This is a genomic window from Streptomyces sp. NPDC001634 (assembly GCF_040298185.1).
Taxonomy (GTDB): Bacteria; Actinomycetota; Actinomycetes; order Streptomycetales; family Streptomycetaceae; genus Streptomyces.
Genome location: NZ_JBEOZU010000063.1, coordinates 1 through 25,108 on the forward strand (window position 1 = coordinate 1; position 25,108 = coordinate 25,108).

The 25,108-nt window shown below is 69.5% G+C and carries 16 protein-coding genes, 2 tRNA genes and 2 pseudogenes; 10 read left to right on the plus strand and 10 right to left on the minus strand.

The window, feature by feature from the left end:
* Nucleotides 1-257: 257 nt before the first annotated feature.
* The gene (locus ABT186_RS32755; RefSeq protein WP_351928158.1) at nt 258-1,715 is read right to left on the minus strand and encodes an MFS transporter; all 1,458 of its coding nucleotides are present in this window, start codon (nt 1,713-1,715) and stop codon (nt 258-260) included.
* A gap of 243 nt (nt 1,716-1,958) precedes the next feature.
* Between ABT186_RS32755 and ABT186_RS32760 the strand changes: the two genes are divergently transcribed.
* The 6 genes from ABT186_RS32760 to ABT186_RS32785 all read left to right on the plus strand — a co-directional run bounded on the left by ABT186_RS32760 (nt 1,959) and on the right by ABT186_RS32785 (nt 12,414).
* A complete protein-coding gene (locus tag ABT186_RS32760) occupies nt 1,959-2,348 on the plus strand; it encodes an acyl carrier protein (RefSeq protein WP_351232457.1) in 390 nt (129 codons plus the stop codon).
* 41 nt (nt 2,349-2,389) lie between these two features.
* Nucleotides 2,390-7,795 carry a type I polyketide synthase gene (locus tag ABT186_RS32765; RefSeq protein ID WP_351928160.1) on the plus strand — a complete coding sequence of 1,802 codons (5,406 nt, stop codon included), beginning with the start codon at nt 2,390-2,392 and terminating at the stop codon, nt 7,793-7,795.
* 51 nt (nt 7,796-7,846) lie between these two features.
* Nucleotides 7,847-9,664 carry a long-chain-fatty-acid--CoA ligase gene (locus ABT186_RS32770; RefSeq protein WP_351928162.1) on the plus strand — a complete coding sequence of 606 codons (1,818 nt, stop codon included), beginning with the start codon at nt 7,847-7,849 and terminating at the stop codon, nt 9,662-9,664.
* Nucleotides 9,665-9,702: 38 nt separating this feature from the next.
* The gene (locus ABT186_RS32775) at nt 9,703-10,731 is read left to right on the plus strand and encodes an LLM class flavin-dependent oxidoreductase (RefSeq protein WP_351928164.1); all 1,029 of its coding nucleotides are present in this window, start codon (nt 9,703-9,705) and stop codon (nt 10,729-10,731) included.
* Nucleotides 10,732-10,745: 14 nt separating this feature from the next.
* On the plus strand, nt 10,746-11,522 hold the full coding sequence (locus ABT186_RS32780; protein WP_351928166.1) for a thioesterase II family protein: 777 nt from the start codon (nt 10,746-10,748) through the stop codon (nt 11,520-11,522).
* A gap of 97 nt (nt 11,523-11,619) precedes the next feature.
* The gene (locus ABT186_RS32785; RefSeq protein ID WP_351232467.1) at nt 11,620-12,414 is read left to right on the plus strand and encodes a helix-turn-helix domain-containing protein; all 795 of its coding nucleotides are present in this window, start codon (nt 11,620-11,622) and stop codon (nt 12,412-12,414) included.
* Nucleotides 12,415-12,477: 63 nt separating this feature from the next.
* Here ABT186_RS32785 and ABT186_RS32790 read toward each other — a convergent pair whose 3' ends face one another.
* The 4 genes from ABT186_RS32790 to ABT186_RS32810 all read right to left on the minus strand — a co-directional run bounded on the left by ABT186_RS32790 (nt 12,478) and on the right by ABT186_RS32810 (nt 15,212).
* Nucleotides 12,478-12,987, minus strand: coding sequence for an AfsR/SARP family transcriptional regulator (locus ABT186_RS32790; RefSeq protein ID WP_351232485.1), 510 nt, complete (start codon nt 12,985-12,987; stop codon nt 12,478-12,480).
* Nucleotides 12,988-13,410: 423 nt separating this feature from the next.
* Nucleotides 13,411-14,277, minus strand: coding sequence for an AfsR/SARP family transcriptional regulator (locus ABT186_RS32800; protein WP_351232469.1), 867 nt, complete (start codon nt 14,275-14,277; stop codon nt 13,411-13,413).
* Nucleotides 14,278-15,032: 755 nt separating this feature from the next.
* Nucleotides 15,033-15,114, minus strand: a tRNA-OTHER gene (locus ABT186_RS32805).
* A gap of 16 nt (nt 15,115-15,130) precedes the next feature.
* Nucleotides 15,131-15,212: transfer RNA gene (locus ABT186_RS32810), tRNA-OTHER, on the minus strand.
* 882 nt (nt 15,213-16,094) lie between these two features.
* Between ABT186_RS32810 and ABT186_RS32815 the strand changes: the two are divergent.
* Nucleotides 16,095-16,794, plus strand: a pseudogene (locus tag ABT186_RS32815) (serine/threonine-protein kinase); the annotation flags it as partial.
* 69 nt (nt 16,795-16,863) lie between these two features.
* Nucleotides 16,864-17,279, plus strand: a pseudogene (locus tag ABT186_RS32820) (DNA-binding protein); the annotation flags it as partial.
* A gap of 14 nt (nt 17,280-17,293) precedes the next feature.
* Here ABT186_RS32820 and ABT186_RS32825 read toward each other — a convergent pair.
* From ABT186_RS32825 to ABT186_RS32835, 3 genes are all read right to left on the minus strand, one after another.
* Nucleotides 17,294-18,565 (minus strand): sugar ABC transporter permease, encoded by a 1,272-nt coding sequence (locus ABT186_RS32825; RefSeq protein WP_351232471.1) that lies wholly within the window; start codon nt 18,563-18,565, stop codon nt 17,294-17,296.
* A 20-nt stretch (nt 18,566-18,585) separates the two neighbouring features.
* Nucleotides 18,586-19,353 (minus strand): ATP-binding cassette domain-containing protein, encoded by a 768-nt coding sequence (locus ABT186_RS32830; protein ID WP_351928168.1) that lies wholly within the window; start codon nt 19,351-19,353, stop codon nt 18,586-18,588.
* A gap of 137 nt (nt 19,354-19,490) precedes the next feature.
* On the minus strand, nt 19,491-20,579 hold the full coding sequence (locus tag ABT186_RS32835; protein ID WP_351928170.1) for a sugar ABC transporter substrate-binding protein: 1,089 nt from the start codon (nt 20,577-20,579) through the stop codon (nt 19,491-19,493).
* A gap of 514 nt (nt 20,580-21,093) precedes the next feature.
* Here ABT186_RS32835 and ABT186_RS32840 point away from each other — a divergent pair.
* On the plus strand, nt 21,094-21,879 hold the full coding sequence (locus tag ABT186_RS32840) for an AfsR/SARP family transcriptional regulator (RefSeq protein WP_351232477.1): 786 nt from the start codon (nt 21,094-21,096) through the stop codon (nt 21,877-21,879).
* A gap of 42 nt (nt 21,880-21,921) precedes the next feature.
* On the opposite strand, the gene ABT186_RS32845 is transcribed toward ABT186_RS32840, so the two are convergent.
* Entirely contained in the window at nt 21,922-23,154 is a 1,233-nt protein-coding gene (locus ABT186_RS32845; protein ID WP_351232479.1) for an HTTM domain-containing protein, read from the minus strand.
* Nucleotides 23,151-23,858 carry a DUF5819 family protein gene (locus ABT186_RS32850; RefSeq protein ID WP_351928172.1) on the minus strand — a complete coding sequence of 236 codons (708 nt, stop codon included), beginning with the start codon at nt 23,856-23,858 and terminating at the stop codon, nt 23,151-23,153. Before ABT186_RS32850 ends, ABT186_RS32845 begins: the two co-directional genes overlap by 4 nt.
* Nucleotides 23,859-24,094: 236 nt before the next feature.
* On the opposite strand from ABT186_RS32850, the gene ABT186_RS32855 reads away from it, so the two are divergent.
* On the plus strand, nt 24,095-24,841 hold the full coding sequence (locus ABT186_RS32855; protein ID WP_351928174.1) for a hypothetical protein: 747 nt from the start codon (nt 24,095-24,097) through the stop codon (nt 24,839-24,841).
* The last annotated feature ends 267 nt before the right edge of the window (nt 24,842-25,108 follow it).

Consider the following 25,108-nt stretch of genomic DNA (forward strand, 5'->3'; position numbering starts at 1 on the left):
GCCCACGAGTGGGCCGTGGCGGCCCGCCTCCTTGTCGTCTGTCGCCGTCCTGTCGTCTGTCGCCGTCGTGGCGGCTGGCGCCGTCGTGGCGGCTGGCGCCGTCGTGGCGGCTGGCGCCGTCGTGGCGGCTGGCGCCGTCTTGGCGGCTCGCGCCGTCTTGGCGGCTGGCGCCGTCTTGGCGGCTGGCGCCGTCTTGGCGGCTGGCGCCGTCGTGGCGGACGCCGTCTGTCGCCTACGTGGCTGACGGGGCCGCGCGGTCAGCCGGATGTGTCGCTGCGGCTGCCCGGCAGGAACTGCACCAGGGCGACGACGGCCGCGCTGAAGAGCGTCAGGTACACCAGCGCGGAGTTGAACGCGGTGGCGAACACGCCCAGTCCCGCGGTCGGTGAGGCGTGGTCGAGCTTGCCGTAGAAGATGATGCCGATGACGGCGACGCCGAGCGCGTTGCCCACCTGCAGCGCGGTGGACAGGGCGCCCGAGCCCGCACCGGCGTGCTGCGGGGAGACCCGGGAGAGCACCACCGACACCAGCGGCGCCATCACCAGGCCGGACCCGAGGCCGTAGACCAGCAGCGCCGGCGCCAGTTCGGCGAGCTCCCCGGTGACGCCCACGTGCGACACCAGCAGGTGCAGAGCCAGCAGGCCGACGATCTGGACGGCGGCACCGAGGGCGAGCACCTGGCGGCCGAGTTTGGCGGCCAGCTTCGAGGCGTAGATCGAGCTCACCAGGAAGCCGAGTCCGATCGGCAGCGCCAGCAGACCCGCCTCCAGCGCATCGAGACCGCAGCCCTGTTGCAGGTAGATGGCCAGGATCAGGAAGAAGGACGCCGAGGAGGAGAAGTAGACCAGCTCGGTGACGATGCCGACGGTGAAGGACCGCTCGCGGAACAGGCCGAGGCTGATCAGGGGCGAACCCCCGCTCCCTTGCACATGGTTCTGGTGGAGCGCGAACACCGCGAGCAGCGGCGCCGCCGCACCGAGCAGGATCCACGACCACAGCGGCCAGTGCTGCTCGCGGCCTTCCACCAGCGGCAGGATCACGGCGGTCAGCGCGATCGCGAGCAGTAACGAGCCGACCAGGTCCAGCCGGGACCGTTCCGGTGCCTTCGACTCCGCCACCAGCCTGGGCAGCGCCACCAGGGCCACGATCCCGAAGGGAAGGTTGATCAGGAAGCAGGAGCGCCAGTCGAGTCCGGCGATGTCCGCCTGGATGAGCAGGCCGCCGACGAGCTGGCCGAGCACCCCACCGAGGCCCACCGCGAGCCCGTAGAAGGCGAATGCCTTCGCCCGTGCGGCGCCGGTGAACAGGATGTTGACCAGGGCCAGGGCCTGGGGGGACATCATCGCCGCCGCGAGGCCCTGCAGGATGCGGCCGACCACCAGGCTGCCCGAGTTGGGCGCGACACCGCACAGCAGCGAGGCCGCCGTGAACAGCACCAGGCCGATGATGTACATCCGCCGGCGTCCGACGATGTCGCCGAGACGGCCGCCGGTGATCAGCATCGACGCGTAGGCGAGGCCGTACCCCGCCACCAGGAACTGGATCGCCGCAGAACTGGCGTGCAGGTCCTTCGTGATCGAGGGCACCGCCACGTTCACGATGAAGAAGTCCAGGGAGACCATGAAGACCGGCAGCACGACCACCAGCAGCGTGGCCGAGCCCGGTCCCGACCGGTCGGCCTGCGCCGATTGCGCAGTGGTGGCTTCAGTGGTCATTTTCCGCCTCCTCGGGAATCGCGTCCGCTGATTCCGTGATGACCGGTTCGATATTCACCGTAGGAACGTCCCACCCCTCGGCGCGGCGGGTCAATTACGTCACGGGTAATGCCGGACGGATGCGCGGTGCGGCGGCCGGTGTATCAGGCGGGCGTCAGGATCGGGTCAGCCTCGCTTGCTTGAATCTCCTTCCACTGAATCCTCCGGCATTGCGTCTTTGACGTCCGAGCGAAACGGGTTGCGATGACTGAGAGCACGTCGATCATCGGACAGCTGCGGGAGTTGCCGCTCTCCGAACGCCGGGACGCACTGGAAGCCGTCGTCGTGGCCGAGTTCAAGGCCGCTCTGCTCATGACGGACACCGACGAACTGCCGCTGCGGGAGAACTTCTTCGACATCGGGCTCACCTCGCTGCGGCTCACCGAGGTCAGGCAGCGTCTGGAGACGCTGCTGGAGTGCGTGATCAGCGCGAATCTCCTGTTCAACAGCCCCACCGTCGAGAAGCTGATGAACCACCTCGTGGAGGAGGCCCTGACGGACGTCTTCGACGGTCCGGTCGGCGGCCCCACGGCCGACGCGGCCCCCGAGGAGGAGCTGTGGACCGATCTGCTCGACGAGCTGTACCGGCCGTGACCCCAGGACTCCCGCTCCGGGAGGCGAAAGGAAGCAGCGTGATGACAGCGAGCCCCGGCCCCGAGGGCGCCCCGACGAACGACGCGGGCGACGACCGGCTCAGCTCGGCCCTCGAGACCATCGAGAAGCAGCGCGGAACGATTCGCGAACTGCTGCTGGAAAAGCACGAACCGATCGCCGTCGTCGGCGTCGGCCTCCGGTTCCCCGGAGGCAACACCGACCTGGACGGATTCGCGGACTTCCTGCGCAACGGACGGTCCGGTATCGGTCCGGTCCCCGAGGACCGCTGGGACGTGCCCGCCTTCGCGGCCGACGAGGAGACCGAGCTCGGCAGGATACGAACCACCGGCGGCGGATTCCTGGACCAGGTCGACCGGTTCGACGCCCAGTTCTTCAACATCTCGCCCAAGGAGGCCCAGTACGTCGACCCGCAGCAGCGGCTGCTGCTGGAGACCGCGTGGGAGGCCCTGGAGAACGCCAACATCAACCCCACCGCGCTGCGCAACGGCAATGGCGGGGTGTACGTCGGCGCCAGCTCCGTCGACTACGCGCTGGAGATGACCGACCTCGCCTACGAGGACCTGGACGGCCATCTCGCCTCGGGCACCACGGCCTTCCCGCTGTCGGGCCGGCTGTCGTACTTCCTCGGTCTGCACGGCCCGTGCATGAGTGTGGACACCGCCTGCGCGTCGGCGCTGACCGCGCTGCACCTGGCGGTGGAGGGCCTGCGGCGCGGCGAGTGCGAGATCGCGCTGTGCGGCGGGGTCAACGCCCTCCACCACCCTCGTGTCTTCGTGACGTTCAGCCACGCGAACATGCTCGCGCCGGACGCGCAGTGCAAGACCTTCGACGAGGCCGCCGACGGCTATGTGCGGGCGGAGGGCTGTGGCGTCCTGGTGCTCAAGCGGCTGTCTGCCGCCAAGCGCGACGGTGACACCGTCCTCGCACTGGTCCGCGGCTCGGCGGTCGGCCAGGACGGCGACAGCGCCGGGCTCACCGTTCCCAACGGGATCGCCCAGGAGGCCGTGATCCGCTCCGCGCTGGCCAACGCCCGGCTGGGGCCGGCCGACATCCAGTACGTGGAGGCACACGGCACGGGCACCCCGCTCGGCGACCCGATCGAGATGGGCGCGATCAACGACGTGTTCGCCGGCTCCCACTCGAAGGAAGAGCCGCTGATGGTCGGCTCGGTGAAGACCAACCTGGGCCATATGGAGCCGGCGTCCGGGATCGTCGGTGTGATCAAGACCGTGCTTCAGATGCGGGAAGGCGTCGTCTATCCGCATCTGAATCTCAACAAGCCGTCCGCGCGTATCCCTTGGAACATCTACCCGGTCACCGTGCCCACGGAGGTACGGCCCTGGGAGGCGCCGACGCGCCGGGCGGTGGTCAACAGCTTCGGTTTCGCGGGGACGATCGCGGCAGCCGTCCTGGAGGAGGCACCGCCGCTGCTGCGTGCGCCCACCGGTGAATCCCCCGCCGAGACCGCCGGGGGTGACGAGGAACAAGCGCACATCTTCACTGTCTCGGCGCGCACGAAGAAGTCGCTGCGCCGCCAGATCGAGCGCTACCACGCCTTCCTCGACGAGCACCCCGGCACCCCGCTGCGCGACCTGTGCTACACCGGCAACGTAGGGCGCACCCACTTCAACGTGCGGATGTCCGCGGTGGTCACCGACCGCGAGCAGCTGCGCACCCAGCTCGGCAAGTTCCTGGAGCAGGACCGAGGAGGGGGCCGCGGCCGCTCACGCCGCAACCGCAAGGTGTCGTTCCTCTTCAGCGGGCAGGGAGCGCAGTACCCGGGGATGGGCGCCCCTCTCTACGACCGGTTCCCCGTCTTCCGGGAGCACATCGACGAGTGCGACCGGCTCTTCCAGCCGCTGCTCGGCCGCTCGGTCAAGGCGATGATCCTCGGCACCGACGACCACACCGAGGACATCCACCGCACCCTGTACACCCAGCCGGCCCTGTTCACACTCGAATACGCGCTCGCCAAACTGTGGATGTCCTGGGGCGTACGGCCCAACTCGGTGATCGGCCACAGCATCGGCGAGGTGACCGCCGCCACCGTCGCGGAGGTCTTCACCCTCGCCGAGGCCGTCGAACTGGTCGCCATCCGCGCGAAGTTGATGCAGTCGGTGACCGTCCCCGGCGGTATGGCCGCCGCCAGTGCCCCGGTGTCGGTGGTCGAGCCGCTGGTGGCGAGCTACCCCGACCTGGCGATCGGCGCGGTCAACTCGCCGAAGCAGTGCGTCGTCTCCGGCGGCGTGGAGTCGCTGGCCGAGTTGACCCGCCTGCTGGAGGAGCGCGGGGTGCAGGTCAAGCAGCTGACGGTCTCGCACGCCTTCCACTCGCCGCTGATGAACGAAGTGGGCGAGGTGTTCCGCAACTCGATCTCGGCGATCCGTTTCCGGGAGCCGAGGATCGCACTGATCTCCAATGTCACCGGCGAGCCCGCCAAGCCCGGCGTGGTCTCCAACGCCGAGTACTGGACGCGGCACATCAGCGAACCCGTTCTGTTCGAGGCCGGCATGGCCACTCTGGAACGCCGCGGTGAGCACGTCTTCGTCGAGATCGGCCCGTCCTCGGCCCTCACCTCGCTGGCCAAGCAGAGCGTCGCCGTGCAGAACCACAGCTGGCTGCGCAGCCTGTCCGCCTCCGACCGCAGCAGTACCACGATCCTGCGCGCGGTGGCCCAGATGTACAGCGAGGGCCTTCCGGTGTCCTGGACCGCTTTCCACGCCGGACGCGAGGCACGCAAAGTGCCGCTGCCGAGCTACGTGTTCGACCGCAAGCGCTACTGGATGCCCAACGACCGCAACCGGCACCGCGGGGCACGGGCCGTGGGCGGCTTCCAGCATCCGCTGCTCGGCCAGGAGGTGAGCACCCCGGAGCAGACCGCGGCGGGCGTACGCGAGTTCGCGCTCCAGCTGACCGCCGATCCCTCGGCGTACCCGGCGTATCTGACCGACCACGTCGTCGCCGGCAGGATCACCGTGCCGGTCGCGGCCCATGTGGAGACCTTCCTGGCGCTCCAGGACACCGTCTTCGGCGAGGCTCGCCGACCGATCTCCCAGCTCGCCTTCGAGGAGCCGCTGCTCCTCACCGAGGACGAGCCGGCCGAGGTGCGCACCCGCGCCGTTCTCTCGCCGGACGGCGGCGCGGTCCTCGAGCTGGTCAGCCTGAGCGGCGACGGCGAGGTCCGCCACGCCACCGCCACCGTGCTTCCCCCGTCCGCCGGGGACCGGACCGATGCACTGGACGATGTCGCGTCCGAACTGACCGCCCTGGAACGGGCGGCGGGCGCGCCGACGGAGGAACGCGACGCCGACGAGCTCTACAGCGGGCTGTCCGCCACGGGCACGGAGCACGGCGCGGCGTTCCGCAAGCTGGCGCACGCGTCCCGGCACGGTGCCGGATTGGTCGTCGGCGAGATCTCGGGACTGCCCACAGGTGCTCCGGAGTTCCTGCCGCCGCCGGCCCTGGAGAGCGCGTTGCGCCTGTTGCCCGCCCTCGCCGACGAGGGGCCGGGTCTGCTCGCGACCGGCGTGGACACCTTCCGGTTCTTCAAGAAGCCCCGGTCGGGGCGGCTCAGGGTCCTGCTGCGCCCGTTCCCGGACGCCGACGGGGGTCCGGCCGCCGATCTGCTCGCCCTGGAGGGCGACGAGCCGGTGTTCGAGGCTCTGGGGCTGCGGTTCACGTCCTCTGCCGACCCGGCCCATGCCCGCCGGCACTGGTTCCACGAGCAGCGCTGGGTGGAGCAGCCGGTGACGCCTGTCGAGGAGGACCATCCCCGGGAGCGGCACGTACTGGTCGTGCACGCGGACGGCGCCGGCTTCCCCGCCGGGGCCGACCTTCCGGCCGGCACCCATCTGAGCTTCGCCGGCAGCGTCGAGCAGGCCGTACAGATCATGCGCGAGTGGCGTCCGACCGATCTGTGCTGGTTCTGGCGCCCGGGTCCCGCCGCGGATGCAGCAGCCACCACGGTCGAGGGGTTACGCACGGAGAGCGAGACGAACTACCGCGACCTGCTGGACCTCGTGGCCGCACTCGAAAGCGAGGGCTTCGGCCGCGACCAGCGGCTCTATCTGGTGACCGAGCGGGGGCAGTGGCTGCCCTCGGACACCGCCGGCACCGGCGAGCACCTGGCTGCGGCGTCCCTGTGGGGCTTCGGCCACGTCCTGCTCAACGAGTCGCCCACGCTCCGGGCGACCATGGTCGACCTGCCCGCCGACGGGACCGGCCCGGCCCGTCTGCTGGACGAACTGCGCAGCGGCAACCGCGACGAGTTCCAGGTGGCCTACCGGGACGGCACACGGTACGTCCGGCGGCTGGCACCCAGCGAGGTGTCCGCGAGCCCGGCAGCCGCCACCGTCCGGCCCGACCGCAACTACCTGATCACCGGCGGTCTCGGCGCGATCGGCCTGGTCACCGCCCGTAAGCTGATCGACCTCGGTGCCCGGCACCTGACCCTGGTCAGCCGCCGGGGCGCCCCGCCCGCCGATGTCGCGCACCTCAGGGCGGAGCTGGACGGCCTCGCCGAAGTGACCGACGTCAAGGCCGACATCTGCGACCCGCAGGACATGGCACGGCTCACCCGCGAACTGCTGGCCGCCCCGCATCCGCTCGCAGGCATCTTCCATTCCGCGGGCGTGCTGGCCGACGGCGCGGTCTCCGCGCAGACGTGGGAGACCTTCGAGACGGTGTTCCAGCCGAAGGTCTACGGCACCTGGCTGCTGCACGAGGCGGCGAAGCTCTTTCCCGACCTCGACTTCTTCGTCTGCTACTCGTCCGCCGCGGCGGTCCTCGGCGGCGCGACCCAGTCGAACTACGCCGCCGCCAACTCCTTCATGGACCACCTGATGCACTGGCGCGCGGCTCACGGCCTGCCGGCGCTGAGCGTCAACTGGGGCCCGTGGGCGACGGTCGGTATGTCGGCCCGGCTCAGCGAGCAGATCGTCAACGCCTGGCTGGATCAGGGCATCCGCTTCTTCTCGCCGGCCAAGGGCATGCGGGCGCTGGCCTCGCTGCTGGGCGGCCCGGTGGTCCAGATCGGCGCCGGTGAATGCGACTGGGACCGCTTCGTGCCCGCCAAGCCGATCCCCAACGCTCTCTACGAGTACCTCCATGTGCCGCGCGAAGGGGCGGCTCGCGCCCTCGACATCGACTCGCTGCGCTCAAGGCCCCGCGAGGAACGGCTCACGGTGATCGACGAGTTCGTCCGGGTCAGGGTCGCGGCCGTGCTGTACATCGAGGACGCGGACTCCGTCGACTCCGATGTGGAGTTCGCCCAGCTGGGTCTGGACTCCCTGGTCGCGATGGAACTGCGCAACGCCCTGGAAGCCGCCTTCCGGACACCGTTGCCGGCCTCGGTCGTCTTCGACCACCCCAGCGCCGAGCAGCTCGCCGAGTTCCTCGACACCCGGCTCGTCCCGACCCCGGCATGACCGTCCGCACCCCGGCCGCACCGCGGCCTGCCCCCAGACCGGAGTGAGCCCATGAAAGACATGTCGATCGAGCCCGCGGCCGGCGGGCCGCGCCCTGCGGATTCCCATCCGCGGTACGCAAATCCCTCGACCCCTCAGGCCGATCCCCCGACCCCGCAGGCCGATCCCCCGACCCCGCAGGCCGATCCGTCGACTCTTCAGGCCGATCCGTCGACTCTGCAGGCCGATCCCCCGGCCCCGCAGGCCGATCCCCCGACCCCTCAGGCCGATCCCCCGACCCCGCAGGCCGATCCCTCGACCCTCAATGCGGCCGCGGCCCGTCACGCCGCAGTCCGCCCCGACCTGACCGCCGTCATCCACGAGGACCGCCACACCACCTTCGGCGAACTGCACCTGGGCAGCAACCGGACGGCCCACGCACTGCTGCGCGCCGGGCTGACCCGGGGCGACCGGGTCGCCTACTTCGGCAAGGACAGCGCCCTGTACTTCGAGATCGCGCTCGCCTGCGCCAAGAGCGCCACCGTGCTGGTGCCCGTCAACTGGCGGCTGTCCGCCGTGGAGGTCGACCACATCCTCCGCGACTCCGGCGCCCGGCTCGCCTTCGTGGAACCGGAGTTCCTGCCGGTGGCACGGCGGGTCGCCAGGTCGCTGCCGGGACTGACCGCCCTCGTCACACTGGACGGCGGTCCCGGCGCGGCGTCCGCGGCGACGGGGGAAGGCGGCGAAGGCTTCGACGCGTGGCGGGAAGGCGCCGCGGACACCGACCTCGAACCCGGTACGGGCACCAACGACCCGGTGCTGCAGGTGTACACCAGCGGTACCACCGGCCTGCCGAAGGGGGTCGTCCTCGCCCACCGCAGCTTCTACTCGTTCGTCGAAGCCATGGAGCGCGAGGGGGCGGACTGGTTCGACTGGCTGCCCGACGACGTCAGCCTGGTCTCCTTCCCCGGCTCGTACGTCGCCGGCATGGCCTGGTTCATGCACAGCTTCATCGCCGGGATCCCGAACGTCGTCATGCGGATGTTCGTCGCCGAGGAGGCTGTGCGTCTCATCGAGCGGTACGGCGTCACCATCACGTTCGCGGCGCCCGCGATGCTGCATCTGATGCTCACCGAGTCACGGGGCCTCCAGTCGGTCTTCCGGTCGCTGCGGAAGGTGGCGTACGGCGCCGCGCCGATGCCCGAGGCGCTGCTCGACGAGTGTGTGAAGGTGATGAACTGCCAGTTCGCGCAGGTCTATGCCAGCACCGAGAGCGGCAGCGTGGCCACGATGCTGCCGCCGGCCGACCACCACGCCGGCAGCCCGGTGCTGCGCAGCGCCGGACGTGCCTGCCCCGGCAGTGAGATCCGGATCTGCGACCGGGAGGGCCGGCCGCTGCCGGCCGGGGAGACCGGCCAGGTGTGCATCAGGACCGGGGCCCGCATGCTCGGGTACTGGGGGATGCCGGAGGAGACCGAGCGGACGCTCGTCGACGGCTGGCTCCTGATGGGCGACGTCGGCTACCTCGACGAGCAGGGCTATCTCTACCTGCGCGACCGGATCAACGACACGATCATCATGGCCGGGCAGAACATCTACCCCGCCGAGGTCGAAGGCGCCCTCGACCAGCACCCGGCGGTGGCCGAGAGCTCCGTGATCGGCGTCCCCGACCCGCAGTGGGGCGAGTCGGTACGGGCCTGCGTGGTGCTCGTACCGGGAGCCCCGGCCACCACCCCCCGGGAACTGATGCTGCACCTGCGGGGACGGATCGCCGACTACAAGATCCCCACCAGCTATGTGTTCGTGGACACCCTGCCCCGCAACCCCTCCGGAAAGGTGCTGCGCCGGATCCTGCGCGAGCAGTACGGCGACCGGCAGCCCTCCAGCTGACCCGGCAGACGACCGAGAAGACCACAAGGGAGCCCTGGATGCCGCCCCTCGAACCGCCGTCACCAATGTTGCGCATCGGCGTTCTCCTGCCCACCAGGGAGATGGCCGTGACCGGCGACTACTCCATCGCACCGCTGCTCGACTTCGCCCGCGAGGCGGAGGACCTGGGCTTCGACTCGCTGTGGGCAGGCGACTCGCTCACCGCCCGGCCCCGTCTGGACCCACTGGTGGTGCTCGCCGCGGTGAGCGCCGTCACCAGCAGGATCGGGCTGGGCACGGCCGCGCTCACCGCGCCGCTGCGCCACCCGCTGATCGGCGCAAGCATGGCCGTCGGCCTGGACCACGCCTCGGGCGGGCGGCTGAGCCTGGGGCTCGGGTCCGGGTTCCCGGTCCCGGAGTCGGCGGCGGAGTTCGCCGCCGTGGGAGTGCCCTTCGAGAGCCGTGTCGGCCGCCTGGACGAGACCGTACGGCTGTGGCGGCAGACATGGCGCACCGGCGCCAAGGACGGAACCGGCGAATTCACCGGCCGCTACTGGCAGATCGACGGCGTCGACCGGCTGCCCAAGCCCGCCGTCCCCGGTGGCCCGCCGCTGTGGCTGGCCGGCAGCGACACTCCCCGGGTGCTCTCCCGCGTGGCGCGGCTCTACGACGGCTGGCTTCCGTTCCTGCCAGACCCCAAGGCGTACCGCGTCGCCTGGGAGCGGATCACCGAACTGGCCGAGCAGGAAGGCCGGTCGCCGCACTCCATCACGCCCGGCCTGTACGCCACGCTCAATGTGGACGCCGACCGCGGCCGCGCGGAGGCCGCCCTCGACAGCTACGTCCAGGGCTACTACGGCCGGCCGCTCGCGCTGATGAACACGGTGCAGGCGTACGGCTGGGGCGCCCCGGACGAGTGCGCCGCCTGGCTGGCCGAGTATGTCGCGGCCGGCGCACGCCACCTGGTGATCCGCATCGGTTCACTCGACTCGCGCCCCTACCTCCGGCAGATCGCCGAGGCGGTCCTGCCCGCGCTGCGCGCCGCGCGGCCGGCCGGACCGGTGCATGCCGAACAGCCCCTCCAGTGAGGAAAAATCCTGCGATGACCGATCGAATCACTTCGCCGTCGAGCCTTTGGTTCCAGCCCAGCGAGGCCGGCCCGGACGCGGCACTGCGGCTCTTCCTGTTCCCGCACGCCGGCAGCGGGGCATCGATCTACAAGGAGTGGCCCGACCTGCTGCCCGCCGATGTCGCGCACCACTGTGTCCAACTGCCGGGACGCCAGGACCGCGCGTCCGAGGAGACGTTCACCGAGATGGAGCCGCTGGTGGAGGCGCTCCAGGAGGCGATCACGCAGGAGCTGGACGATCGTCCGTACGCGTTCTTCGGGCACTGCATGGGCGCGCAGCTCGCCTACCGGCTGGCGGTCGCACTGGAGAAGAGCGGTCGTCCCGCACCGGTGCTCGTCGGAGTCTCGGGCTGGGCCCCGAAGGACTTCAAGACCCCGACCCTGGAGCAGGCGTACATGCCGATCGAGGAGCTGAAGGGGTGGATCCGCGCGCTCGGTTCGGTGCCGACCGAGATCATGGACGACCCCAAGGCCCTCGAAATGATCATCCCGGCGATGCGGGCCGACCTGGCCGTCGTGGCCAGCTATCTCGATGACGGCGCCGCGATCGGCTGCCCGATCGTCAGCTACAGCGGCAACGAGGACCAGCTCATGGAGCGCGGGGCGATGGCGTCCTGGGTGGACCGCACCAGCAGCTACCTCGGCAACTCCGAGTTCTCCGGAGACCACTTCTATATGAACAACATCGACAACACCATCGGCGTCACCTCCGACCTGGTGCGGCACATCAGGCGCGCAGTTACTCCATGAGCGCCGTCGCAGCCGCGGTCACAGCGTCAACCAGCCGTCCGCGGCGGGCATTTGAACGGGCTTTCAGAAACCAGGTGAGCCTCATAGCATGACGTGCGTGACCACAGTTGAGCGACCGGCCGGAGTCGGGCCACTCATCCGAGAGTGGCGGCATCGCCGCCGTCTGAGCCAGCTCGATCTGGCTCAGCGGGCGGGTATCTCCGCACGGCACGTCAGCTTCGTGGAGACCGGCCGGGCTCAGCCGAGCCGTCACCTGCTGCTGCGGCTGGCCGAACATCTGGAGGTCCCTCAGCGCAATCGCAACACCCTGCTGGTGGCAGCCGGATACGCCCCGGTGTTTGAGGAATCCGCGTTCGACGGGGCCCGCATGGCGGCGGTCCGGGCCATGGTCGACCGGCTCTTCAGCGCCCATGAGCCGTTCCCTGCGCTCGCCCTGGACGCCGACGAGAACATCGTCACGATGAACGGAGGGGCCCGGCTGCTCGCCCGCGAGCTGCCGGACCACCTGCGCGAACCGCCGGTCAATCTGATGCGGCTGACCCTGCACCCGGACGGCCTGTCGGGGCTGATGGTGAACTCCGCCCACTTCCGCCAGCACATGCTGGGGCGACTGCACCGCCAGGTCATCCACTCCGGCCGGCCGTCCTTGCGGCGGCTGTACGAGGAGGTGTCCGGCTATCCGGGGGTGGAGGCCGAGCCGGAGACCACCGACGAGGTGGTCACCCTTCTGCATCTGCGCGCTCTCGGTACGGAGTTGCGCCTGTTCAGCACCGTCACCACCTTCGGCGCCTCCACGGACATCACCGTGGCGGAGCTGTCGTTGGAGACCTTCCACCCGGCCGACGAGCACACCGCGGACGTCTTTCGCCGGACGGCACGGCAGCCGGCATGAAACCCGGCACCGCGCGCCAGGCTGCACAGCCGATCGGCGCGCGGTCTCGTCGGTGTCGCGCGGTCAGCAGATCTCGACGAACCCCGACGCGACGGTGTCCAGGGCCGGATCGTGTTCCAGGATCGCCCGCTCGCACCTGCGCAACCCCACCGACGGCAGGCATCCGGCGGCCTCCATCATGCGCTCACGCACCCTCTGGTAGACGCCCAGCGCCTCCGCCTGCCGTCCACAGCGGTAGAGGGCGACCATCAACTGTGCGCACAACCGCTCCCGCGGCAGGGCACTGCCGTCCACCAGCGAGCTGAGTTCACCAATGATCAACGCATGTCGGCCCAGGGCGAGTTCGCTGTCGTAGAGGATCTCGAAGGCTCGCAGCCGGGCGTCCTCGTAGCGGGCCGCCTCGGTCTGGCACATCGCCCCGCCCGTGATGCCGCCGAACACCGGCCCACGCCACATGGCGAGTGCCCGGCGCATACGGACGCTGGTCTCCGCGGGATGGCAGATGCCGGAGAACTTCTGCGCCTCCTGTACGGCGCGTACGAACCGCTCGCCGTCCACCTCTTCGTCGCCCACCACGAGTTGGTATCCGTTGGGTCCCGACCGGAGCCGGCCCTGCGGGCCACCGGGGTCCACCCGCTTGAAGCATTTACGGAGCCTGCTGATATGCGCGTGCAGCGCGTTCTCTGCTCTTCTGGGACGGCTGTCGCCCCATAATTCGTTCGCCAGCACCGACGCGGAAACGAACGAGCGCCGACTGACCAACAGAGGTACAAGAAGTGTCGTCTGCGCCGTGCTTTCGATGTGATGAGTTCCGTACGGGCCCTGCAGTTCCATAAGGCCCAGCACGTTGAGTACGATCATGACGCTTACCACCAGCGTGCCGCCTCGGTTCGCTCTTCGTCGGCCTTGCCTGGCATCGCGCACGGGCAGGCCGAAGCAGCGAGGTGTTGATATTCGGTCTCTGTGGCCGGGATACGTTCCTTCGTGCTCGGAGTATCAGCGCCTCGACAGGTGACGGGCCGGATCCCCGTCCGATGACCACCTGTCGATGGCTGTGGGCTCGGGGGCCGCGGCCGCCAGGGCGATCTCGGCGCCGGACGACAGACTCAGCAGTGGATTGTGTGAGAGGATCGCCTGCTCGAACGCACTGGTGGACGGTGAGGGCTCCAAGCCGAGTTCGTCATTCAGCCGACGGCGCAACTGCTGGTAGGCGGCGAGCGCCTCGGACTGCCGGCCGGAGCGGTAGAGCGCGGTCATCAGCTGCTGCCAGAAGCGCTCGTGGAACCGGTCGCGGGACAGGGTGCCCCTCAACTCTCCCACGATGCCCGCGTGGTTGCCCACGCGCAGTTCTGCGTCGAACAGTGTCTCGATGGCCAATAATCGGGACTCCTCGTACTGGGACACGGCGGCCTTGCAGATCACGCCGCCCTCGCCCTCCGGCAGCACCGGGCTCCGCCAGGCGTCGAGTATCGCCCTCAGGTCCCGGATGGCTGCGGGCAGATCTTCGTCCAGCCGGCCCCGGATACGTTCCAGACTGCTCAGGAACCACAGCGCGTCGACCTCGTCCTCCGCGACCATCAACTGGTAGCCGGAGATGTGGGTGCGCAGCCGGGATGCGGCCCGCTCGGGCTCGAGTGACGACAGTCGGCGCCTTATCCGGCTGATGTGAGCCTGGAGTGCGTTCTCGACCCGTTCAGGATGCTCCTCGCCCCAAAGTTCGTTGATCAGAGCCTCGCTGGGAACGAGCTCGGACGACTTGATGAGGAGCGTACGGAGCAGCTTCCGCTGGAGCACGCCGCGGACCTGCGTCTTGCCGTCCGCCGTGTCGATCTCTAACGGTCCCAGAACCTTGAAATAAAGCACTCTCAGAACCCCCGTTGCTGATATTGAGTACCAGTGAATGCGCTTTCTGTTCACGACCTTGCGCGGCTGACGACCAGCGCGCGACCATCTTGACGAAAACACGCCCTGGGCAAAAACGGAACTGTGACTCCCGCTATGAAACGCCGCGTTCACCCTCGCGTCGCTCCGTTCCGGTCCAGACGTTGAAGAGGAACGTCCCGGGAGCCGAAATTCCGCTCTGTCGAATCTCACCCTAACGGCTCGATCCTGACCGCACTATGACGCGCCGCTGACAGCAACGGTCCCTTGACAGGATCAAGGAACGCCGCGCCGACCGCGTGGACATCAACACTAAGGTGAAGGCCCTCCACGTCATCACCGGCTCACCGCAGGGCAGGCCACTTTCGCCGAGTTCACGACCCGGCCTTGCTGTCAAGGCACTTACCGCGTGCGCACAGCCTGGTCGGGCCCCGGGCTCGCCGTCCCGGCCGACGGCCCTGACGCGGTCTGCCGTTCCGGGTCGGGTGGACGTGGCGGTGATGCTCACGGATCCGACCAGGGGAATGGCAGCCGTCGCCCCATCGCCGAGCCGGTCTGCAGAGTGATCCGGGCCTGCCGATGCCGTCCGGCACCGCTCACTTGGACAGAGCGGCTGTCCGCCCCACGGGGGCGGAGGTCGTCGCGGACGGCGTCCTCTTCGGAGTCCGTCCGGGGGCACGCCGTCGGCTGGGACCGTCCCGGCAGCCGTAACAATCCCTGCGTATACAAAAACTCGGCGGAGAGGGCAGGATTCGAACCTGCGCGGGCGCAAAACCCGACCGTGAACGGTCCCCGCTAGGCCACTACGGGTACCTCTCCCAGCATTGCACTTGCGCGGAGAGGGCAGGATTCGAACCTGCGCGGGCGTAAAACCCGACCGTGAACGGTCCCCGCTAGGCCACTACGGGTACCTCTCCCAGATCGCAGGCTCTCTTTCTTTCCCTCCGAGCTCCTGCGCTCTGGTAATAGTTAATGCCCTCCGCTCGACCGTGTAAAGACCGATCGACGCGGAACGCGCCATATGTCAGCGCGATATCAGTTCGGCCCACGGCCGGCGGATCAGTCGCGGGCGCCTCGCTGACCGGTCGCTCCATCACATGCCGCCCGTGTCGGCACTGCCCGTGTCAGCCCTGCTCTGGTTTGACGCTGCTCAGGTCGACGTTCGCGTTCTGGTTCGTGTTGGCGTTGGCGTTGGCGTTCTGAACTGCCTGCAGCGCGAGAAGAATTACCCACCGAAAAGAGGATCGCCCTCAGGCGCGGAGAGCGGCGTCGAGTTCGCGAATGAACTGTCCCACGCGCCCGCCTCCGGAAGGTGCCGCGGGCAGACGGCCGAGTACCGCGATGACCGCGGGCGGCGCGTGATGACGAGCCCATTCCCCGTACGCGCTGCCGCCCCGAAAATGCGCTACGCGCACCGGGAGACAATGGTCAGCCTCGTACGGCGGGAAGGGCCTTTCTGACAGGGGTGGTTCGGCAGTACGGCGACGCCACCCACCCCCGCGTCGTCCCGGCCGGGACGACCGACTTCGCGCCCATCGTCAACGACATGCGTGGCGTCGGCACCACGGCCGTCGTCAGCTCACCGCGGCCAAGGGGAAGCGCCCGGCGCGCGGCCGCTCGTCGCCCCGCTGGAGAAGGCCAGGTTCCGGGGCATCACACGGGACTTCGCCCTCGACTTCAAGATGACGGGCACCCCCATGCTCGCCCCCCGCCGGCTTCATCCTCCAGGTGCGCGCAGGCGCCTTCCGCTGCCCGGGCCCGGCACCGGACAAGGCGCCGCAGCCGAAGGTGAAGTGACGATGCGACAGCTCGCTGCGGATGACCCGGAGTCGATCGGCAGCCACCGACTGCTCGCCCGGACGGGGCGGGGGGATGGGCGTCGTCCACCTCGCACGCTCCGAGGGCGGCGCTCTGGCCGCCCTCGAGGTCCTCCGCGCCGAACACGCCGCCGACCCCGGCTTCCGAGCCAGCTTCCGGGCCCGCTTCCGGCGCGAGGCCCGCGTCGCGGCCCGGGTCGACGGCCGCTGGACCGTGCCGGTCACGGCCGCCGACCCGGAGGCCGCCGAACCCTGGATCGCCACCGCCTTCGTCCCCGGCCCCTGGCTCGCGGAGACCGTCGCAGAGCACGGCCCGCTGCCCCCGGTCACCGTGCGGGCGGGCCCGGCTCGCCGAGGCGCTCGCAGCCGTGCATACGGCGGTGCTCGTCCACCGCGACATCAAGCCCGGCAATGCGCTGCTCGCCCTCGACGGACCGCCCCTCATCGGCTTCGGCATCGCGCGTATGAGCGGCGCCACCGCTCTGACCGCGACCGACGTCGTCATCGGCACCTCCGGATATCTCCCGCCCGAACATGCGCGGGCCCGCGACGAGGAGGTCGGCCCGCCCAGCGACGTCTTCTCCCTGGGCTGCCTCCCGGCCTTCGCGGCCACCGGCCGGCCGCCGTTCGACGGCGCGTGGCTGCCGGCGCGACCTTCCGCACGATCCACGAGGAGCCCGAGGCCCGGCCCTGCACGACCAGCTCCGGCAAGCCCGTCGGCACCGGCCGACGGCGGGGCCGCCGACACCGCGTGACCCGCTCCCCCGCCACTCCGGGCGGCACCCTCGTCCTGGACGGCGAAGGGCCGGCCAAGGCCGTCCTGCGCGACCCTACGGTCACGATCTGGCTCGCTCGCGCCCGCGCGGACGACCGCGGGTGATCACGTCCACGGCCGCCCCGGCCGAGGTCATCCATCCCCGGATCAACCGCCCGGCCCTGGAGTGGAGCCTTGTCACGCCTCGCCGTCGAACCACTCACGAAGCCCGTCGCCCGCCACGCCGCCGCCCTGCTCGCCGACGCCGGGCTGCACGGCCACAGGTACACAGGTACGCCATCGACGACGTGCCCGGCGCCACGGCCCTCGCAGCCCACGGGCCGGTCACGGTCCTCACCTCGGATCCCGAGGGCCTTTCCGCCCTGTGCGGTGGACGCGTCACCGTCATCGAGGCTGAAGGGACACGTCAGGCTCTGCCGTGCGCCTCCTGTGAGCGCCGTGACAGCGAATCGATGACCGCTGCGGCGAACAGCACCCCTCCGATGATCACGAACTGGACGGCGATCGGGGTGTCCGTGATCGCCATTCCCGAGGCGATCGACTGGATGATCAGCGCGCCGAGGGCCGCGGACCAGGTCGTTCCGCGGCCTCCGAACAGGCTGGTGCCGCCGATGACCGCCGCCGCGATGGCGTTCAGGAGCAGGACGCCCCCGCCCGAGGACTGGCTCACCGAGGTGATCCGTGAGGCGAGGAACAGGCCGCCGATCGCGGCCATCGCGCCCGAGACCGCGAGCGCCGCGGTCTGTACCCCCACCACGTTGAGGCTGGCGCGGCGGGCCGCCTCGACACCGCCGCCGAGTGCGTAGATCTGCCGCCCGTAGTGCGTGCGACGCAGGACGACGTCCAGGGCGGCCACCACGACGAGGAAGATCAGGAGGGCCAGCGGCAGGCCCTGGAACCGGTTCAGAACGTAGGCGGCGGCGAACGCGATCACCGCGAGCACTCCGGCGCGCGCCACGATCCAGCGGAGCGAGTGGTGCGGCATGCCCAGGGCCATACGACGTCGCCTGTCCCGGTAGGACGTCAGGAAGACCAGGCCCGCGCCGAGCGCCGCCAGACCGTAGGCGACGCCGTCGTTGCTGAAGTAGTAGCTGGTCAGCTTGGCGACGAAGCCGTTTTCGTCGAGGTTGATGGTGCCGCTGGTGCGGAGGATGTAGAGCATGAGGCCGTTCCAGGTCAGCAGCCCCGCCAGGGTGACGACGAACGCCGGCACGCGGGTCCTCGCGAAGGAGAATCCCTGGAGAGCCCCTGCCGCGGTACCCGTGAGGACCCCGACGACGACGGCGAGCCATTCCGGCACGCCGTAGTTCACGTTCAGCACGGCGAAGACGGCCGCGGACAGACCGCTGACCGAGCCGACCGACAGGTCGAGCTCGCCGATCAGCAGCACGAAGACGATGCCGACCGCGATCAGGCCCGTGCCCACGATGTCCACGCTGAGATTGGACAGGTTCCGGGGTGAGAGGAAGTTCTGGTTGAGGATCTGGAAGACGACCCATACCGCGACGAGGACGAACACGACCGGGAGCGAGCCCAGATCGCCCGCCCTGAGCCTGCGCCGGGACGTGGCGGCGCAGCCCTCCAGGGCCCGGACGATGCCCCGCCGGGGCTGGGTCCGACCGGGCTCGGCGGCGGGCGTGGCGGAGTCGGCCTGCGCGTTGCCCACCCGCTTGCGCATCCCTTTCACCACTCCGCCTCCTAGGGAGCCGTCCGGCGGGGCACGTTCTCCGTAGCGCCGGTGATGGAGGAGATGATCTCTTCCTGAGACGCGGTGCCCACGTTGAAGAAGCCGTTGTTGCGGCCGAGTCGCAGCACCGCGGCCCGGTCCGCGAGCGCTTTGACATCACCCATGTTGTGGCTGATGAGCAGGACCCCCACGCCGCGGTCACGCAGGTGGTCGACGATGTCCAGAACCTCGCTGGTCTGTTCGAATCCCAGAGACGCGGTCGGTTCGTCCAGCAGAAGGACCCGGGGGTCGCCCAGGAGCGAGCGGGCGATGGCGACCGTCTGCCGCTGGCCGCTGGACAGGGAGACGACGGGTGCGCGCAGATCGGGGACGCCAATCGCCAGACGCTTCAGCAGGTCCCGGCTGCGGCGTTCCATCTCCACCTCGTCGAGGAATCCGAACCTGCGGATCTCCCGCCCGAGGAACAGGTTGCCGACGACGTCGAGGTTCCCGCACAGCGCAAGGTCCTGGTAGACGGTGGCGATACCGAGTGCCCGGGCGTCGTGCGGGCGCCTGATGTGAACCGCCCTTCCGTCCCACTCGATGACGCCCGTGTCCGCGGGGGCGACGCCCGAGATCACCTTGACCAGGGTGGACTTGCCGGCCCCGTTGTCGCCCAGGAGTGCGACGACCTCACCGGCGCGAACCTCCAGGTCGATGTCGGAGAGGACCTGGACGACACCGAAGCGCTTGCACACGCCGTGCAGAGCCAGCAGGGGTGAGGGCGACACGCGAACCATCTCCTTCCCCGCGCCCGGCCTCAGTGAAACGACCTATACCTCTATATATAGGGGCATACCTTCCTATCCGGTGGGTCTTGTCCGTGAGTCCTGTCCGCTGAGTTGTCCGGTGAGTCATCCAGTGAGTCATCCGGGAGTCATCCGGTGAGTCCGGCCTTGTCGCAGGCCGCCCTGAGCTCGGGCGTGCAGATCTGCCGGATCGTGTACACGCCGTCCTTGACCAGGATGTTCTTGATGTTGCGGACGGTCACGGATATCGGGGTGAGCAGGACGGCCGGAACCTCCTGCCCGGTGCGGGTCCTCACCTTGCCGGTGGCGATGCGGTCGAGACTCTCACCGCGGGCCGCGGCCACGGCCATGGCGGCGCCCGCGGAGGCCTCGGGCGGGAACGGCTTGTAGACGGTCATGTACTGCTCGCCGTCGACGATGCGCCGTACTGCTCCGAGGTCGGCGTCCTGACCGGTGACGGGGGGCAGCGGGGTGACCTTGTTCGCCTTGAGGGCCGAGATGCTGCCGGCGGCGAGGCCGTCGTTGGCTGCGTAGACGCCGTCTATGTTGTTGGCGCCCAGGTCGGCGATGGCTCCCGACATGTTCATGTTGGCGGCCTCGGTCCGCCACATGAGCGTGTCGTACGATTTGCCGATCTTGACCTTGCCCTTGAGCACGGACAGGGCGCCCTTCTTGAACCAGATCGCGTTGGGGTCGGTGGGGTCGCCGTTCATCATGACGATCTGGCCGCCTTTCGCCTTGGCGCCCATGGCCTTCAGGAGTGACCGGCCCTGGAGCCGGCCGACCTCCTCGCCGTTGAAGGAGACAAAACCCGAGATCGGGCCCTCGGCGAGGCGGTCGTAGGAGATCACGGAGATGTGCGCGTCGTGCGCCTTCCTGACCGCGGCGCCGAGTGAACGGGCGTCCACGGCCACGAGCACCAGCACGTTGACCCCCTTGGTGATCATGGAGTCGAACTGTTGCTGCTGGGTCGCCACATCGCTCCTGGCGTTGGCGTGGTAGACCGTGCACTCGTGGCACAGCTCCTTGATCTTCTTCTCGAGCAGGGGCCTGTCGTTCGTCTCCCAGCGAGGCGTGGTGGCGTCCGGCATCAGCAGACCGATCTTCGGAGCACTCCCGCCGCCGGCGCCGCCTCCGCCCTGTCCGCAGGCCGCGAGGGCGACGGCCGTCGACATGGCTGCCACGACGAGGACGACGTCCCGTATGCAGGTCTTCATTTGAGAGACCTCCCTGGCCCTTCCACCGGAACGAGGCCCGATCAGGGGCCTCGGGGTGGCCGCACGTGGTTGCGGACGATGACCGGCAGCGAACGGGAGGGCGCCGACGGAGCGGCGACGAGGAGGTGGCGGTGTGCAGGTATGGCTGACCGTGCGGATGTCGGTGACCAGCTCGGGCAAGACGCCCACGCCGTCAGTCTGGCATCGGCGACGGGGACCTGCGAGCGCAGCGGCTTGCGCCGGCCGTACGGCAGCTCGTCACTCCACGTATCGACAGGACTGCACAGCGGTGAGAACCATGCCCGACATCACCCGCACTCCATGGAGCCGGAGGGGTGCCGCACCACCCCACACCCCAGGCCCCACTTGTCCGAATCATGACGATTCGACAACCCTCAGGGGACAAAGCAGCATGGATCTATGGAAAGTGTGAAGATCGTAAGCCTTCGGGCAACGGCGGCGCAGCCGTCCGGCGGGCGCCTGGTTGGACCGACCCCTACGCGATCACACAGCCATGAGCACAGTTGATCTCGCTTCTTCTTCGCCGGCCGTGAGGACCAAGCCCTCGGTGCACATCGCTCTTCTCGGTGGCTTCGATCTCATGGTCGGCGATGTTCCCGTGACGGTTCCGGCCGGCTCGAAGCGGCTTCTGGCGTTCATCGCCCTCAACTACCGTGCTTCCGTACCCCGAGCCCTGGTCGCCGGAAGTCTCTGGCCCGAGGCGTCCGAGCAGAGTGCGTACACGAACCTGCGGGCGGCACTCTCGCGTCTGCGCGGCATCGGCAGGAAGGCGCTCGACGTCACCCCCACCGAGGTGCGTCTCGCGCGGGATGTCACGGTGGACCTCTACCACTCCCGTTCGCTGGCCCAGCATCTGGTCGATCCCCGCGCCCCGGCCGAGGAGCTCCGCCTCAACGCGGCAACCGTCGACCAGCTCTCGGCCGACCTGCTGCCCGGCTGGTACGACGAGTGGGCGCTGCTGGAGGCGGAGCACTGGCGGCAGCTGCGGCTGCACGCCCTGGAGGCCCTGGCAGGGGAGTTCATCGACGCCAAGGAGTTCGCCGGAGCGGTGTCGGCCGCCCACGCGGCCGTTCAGGCCGATCCCCTGCGGGAGAGCAGCCAGGCGTCGCTGATCCGCGCCCACCTGGCCGAGGGCAACCCGTCCGAGGCGCTGCACCACTTCGAACGCTATGCACAGCGCCTCCGCGACGAGTTGGGACTCCGTCCGACGCAGCGGCTGCGCCAGCTCGTGGCCGAACTGCAGCGGTCACGCCCCGGCAACGGGTCGCTGCGGCCGTGAACCCACATCCGGACACGCGCCCTCACGCAGGGCGCCGGACGGTCATACGCCGGCCCCCGCACCGGCCGTCTCCGTCTGAGGGGCCCCTCTGCGGCGGACTCGGCCGATCATCCGGTCGCGTGCCGCCACCACGTTCGAGCCCACCCAGCGCAGGAAGCCCGTCGGCAGGAAGATCGCATCCGCGAAGACCATCGCCATGGAGAAGAACGGCAGGCCGCAGATCACCGCGATGGACGCATGCTCGGCCATCATGATGGGAAGCAGCACGTTCTTCACCCGGCGGTTGAGGAGGGTGAAGGGGAAGGCGACCTGCACGATCACCGTGCCGTAGGTGATCGCCGTGAGCATCGTGGAGTTGCTGTCGAGCGCCCGGGACAGCGGGGCCCACGGCTCGAAGTAGTGAAGGTGGAGCGGGTAGTGCACGGCGGTTCCATCCTGCCACCGCGCGCCCTGGATCTTGTACCAGCCGGCCGTGGTGTAGAGGATGCACACCTGGGCGGCGATCACCAGCATCCCCGCGTTGTGGACGAGGTTGGCGATGACGTCCGACGTCGCCCGCAACTGGGAGAGGGGGCGCCGCTCGGCCAGGAACCACAAGGCGTGGACGATCCACATCCCCCAGAAGAACAGGGCCCAGCCCCAAAGGAGCTGAGCGAATCCCGTCATCTGCCCGATGGCGAGGGCCAGGCCGAAGAACACCCAGAGGGCCACGCCCACCCGATCGCCGCCCGCCCGGCCCAGCACCGCCGCGCGCTCCCGCCGCCGCGCGTCCAGCGACCACACCTGCCCGCACCGCGTGAGCACCAGGTAGCTCGCGACCAGGTGGATGAGGGTGTCGCCGCCGTCGCCAAGGAGGACGCTGCTGTTCATGAGCGACAACACGCCGGCCATGAACAGCAGTGACATCGTGCGGGTGTGCCACCCGAGGAACAGGAGCAGACTCACGACGATCGTGCCGTTGTACACCAGCTCGAACCACAGCTCGCTCCTGGTCCACACCAGCATCGAGAACGCGCCGTTTTCATCGATCAGGCGCCGGGCCAGGCCGAATCCCCAGGGGTTGGCGGGTCCGTACAGCACCAGTCGGTGCGGCCACTCCCGGATCAGGTAGAGCCCGAAGGTCAGCGCGAAGCCGATCCGGACGATCGCGGCCTGGTACGGAAAGAGCGCCGTTCCCGTGATCTTCTGCATCCCCCTGGTGATCCCCGCATCGAGTTTCGCGCCCATGCCCTCGAAGGGCGAGGGCACCCGGGCGGTGTCCTTCTCGACGTTCAACGGAAGTCCTCCTTCGAGACCGGCCACCATGGGAGGGCCTGGTTGGTCGTCCGGGCGTCCACGGGCTCATTGCTCCACTTCGGCGGAACGATGGGGGCATATGCCGCGTAAATCTGCACCTTCACCACCTGGCCGCCGTCGAGCCGCTGTCCGAGCCGTTGTGCCGCGATCCGGCGCAGGTAGTCCTCGGAGAGCCGGCCGCGCAGACCGTTCGCAGTCCCGTTGATGTCGTGCTGCCTGGTGTAGAAGTCCCAGGCCTGGCGCAGCTGGTTCTGGTAGGTGTGGCTGGGCGCGGGATTGTTCCTGATGTGGGCGAAGTCCTGGTCGGCCAGGGACACCCAGGGCGTCGTGCGCAGTGAGCCGTCGGGCATCCTGACCTCGGCGCGCGCATGCACGGTGATGTTCGTCTGGAGCGGGTTCGGGGCGAAGAGCTGCCAGTTCTGATCGAACTCCGGATAGACGTAGGCGCGTACCAGCTCGCCGTGTTCCCTGTTGATGGCATTCGACGGTGCGAGATACAGGCAGATCAGGAGCAGGTGGACGGTGACGGCGATCGCCGTCACCACGATGGCCCCAGTGATCACGATCCGCGACAGCAGCGACCAGGACCCGCTCGGAGAGGGCGGCAGCACATCCGCTTCGGCGGACTCGCGCAGCGCCGCACCCTCCAGGCAGGTCTCGTCCAAGGCCTCGTGTTGCTCCACAACGCTCCCCCGATCTGGGGTCCCGGGACATTCGGCGAATGCAGTGGCGAATCACCCGGCTCGTTGAGCGGATCATCGCAAAACCAAGATAAAAACCCCCATACCAGTACGAATCTTCTGTTGGGCCGAATGGTGGCCGGGCGCGGTCACGCCGGGGTCACGCCGGATCAACGCCGCGGTCATGGCCGGTCTCCCAGGCTGGGGGAGGTATGTAGCCCATCCCTCAAGGAGGCATCATGGCGACGGGCATCCGGAGGCACCTTGCACGCGCGATCGGCGCGTCCTGCCTGGCTGCTGCGCTTGCCGGAACGGCGGGCGTACTGAGCGTGGGGGCGACGCCTCAAACAGCGAAGGCTGCGACCAACTCGGCGAACGTGCCGTCGGCCCTGGTCTGCAGGCTGGTCAATGTGAACGGCCGGCTCGTGGCTCGCCTGGTGAACACCCAGAACGGCGCGATCGTCGGGCTTTGCCGGGTCGGCGGCACCACTACCGGCGCGGCCGTCACCGGCGCCACCACGATCGGCGGCATCGGAGGCGGCACCACGACCGGAGCGGCCGTGACCGGTGCCACCACGACCACGACCGGCGCCAGCACCACCACCGGAGCGTCCGTCACCGGCGCGACCTCGACCGCGACCGGCGCCAGCACCAGCACCGGAGCGGCCGTGACCGGCGCAACCTCCACCAGCGGCGCCATCGGCGGCGGCACCAGCACCGGCGCAGCCGTCACCGGCGCAACCTCCACCAGCGGCGCCATCGGCGGCGGCACCAGCACCGGCGCAGCCGTCACCGGCGCAACCTCCACCGGCGGCTTCGGAGGCACCAGCACCGGAGCGGCCGTGACCGGCGCAACCTCCACCGGCGGCCAGATCGGCGGCGGCACCAGCACCGGCGCAGCCGTCAGCGGCGCAACCTCCACCGGCGGCTTCGGAGGCACCAGCACCGGAGCGGCCGTGACCGGCGCAACCTCCACCGGCGGGTGACAGGCCCTAGGGCAAACCGCCTGCTGAACGCACCGGATCCCTCCGACGGCTCCCGCACTGCGCGGCACGCCGTCGGAGGGACTCTTGCCTTCCCCGGGTCCGACTCCCGCTCCCGGACCGGCTTCTGCTCCGAGCCGACTCCTGCTCCCAGGCCGATTCCTGGGAGCAGGCCCCAACTCCCCTGTGCCCAGCCTGTGAGTTCCCTGATTCTCATCCTTCCCTCAGCACCGGCTCAGCGGTCCCCCAGATCGGGCCCGGATCGTCGCC

Coding starts and splice junctions, on each gene's coding strand:
- ABT186_RS32755 (WP_351928158.1), bottom strand. CDS start 1,715: ATGACCACTGAAGCCACCACTGCGCAATCGGCGCAGGCCGACCGGTCG.
- ABT186_RS32760 (WP_351232457.1), top strand. CDS start 1,959: ATGACTGAGAGCACGTCGATCATCGGACAGCTGCGGGAGTTGCCGCTC.
- ABT186_RS32765 (WP_351928160.1), top strand. CDS start 2,390: ATGACAGCGAGCCCCGGCCCCGAGGGCGCCCCGACGAACGACGCGGGC.
- ABT186_RS32770 (WP_351928162.1), top strand. CDS start 7,847: ATGAAAGACATGTCGATCGAGCCCGCGGCCGGCGGGCCGCGCCCTGCG.
- ABT186_RS32775 (WP_351928164.1), top strand. CDS start 9,703: ATGCCGCCCCTCGAACCGCCGTCACCAATGTTGCGCATCGGCGTTCTC.
- ABT186_RS32780 (WP_351928166.1), top strand. CDS start 10,746: ATGACCGATCGAATCACTTCGCCGTCGAGCCTTTGGTTCCAGCCCAGC.
- ABT186_RS32825 (WP_351232471.1), bottom strand. CDS start 18,565: ATGCGCAAGCGGGTGGGCAACGCGCAGGCCGACTCCGCCACGCCCGCC.
- ABT186_RS32830 (WP_351928168.1), bottom strand. CDS start 19,353: ATGGTTCGCGTGTCGCCCTCACCCCTGCTGGCTCTGCACGGCGTGTGC.
- ABT186_RS32835 (WP_351928170.1), bottom strand. CDS start 20,579: ATGAAGACCTGCATACGGGACGTCGTCCTCGTCGTGGCAGCCATGTCG.
- ABT186_RS32840 (WP_351232477.1), top strand. CDS start 21,094: ATGAGCACAGTTGATCTCGCTTCTTCTTCGCCGGCCGTGAGGACCAAG.
- ABT186_RS32855 (WP_351928174.1), top strand. CDS start 24,095: ATGGCGACGGGCATCCGGAGGCACCTTGCACGCGCGATCGGCGCGTCC.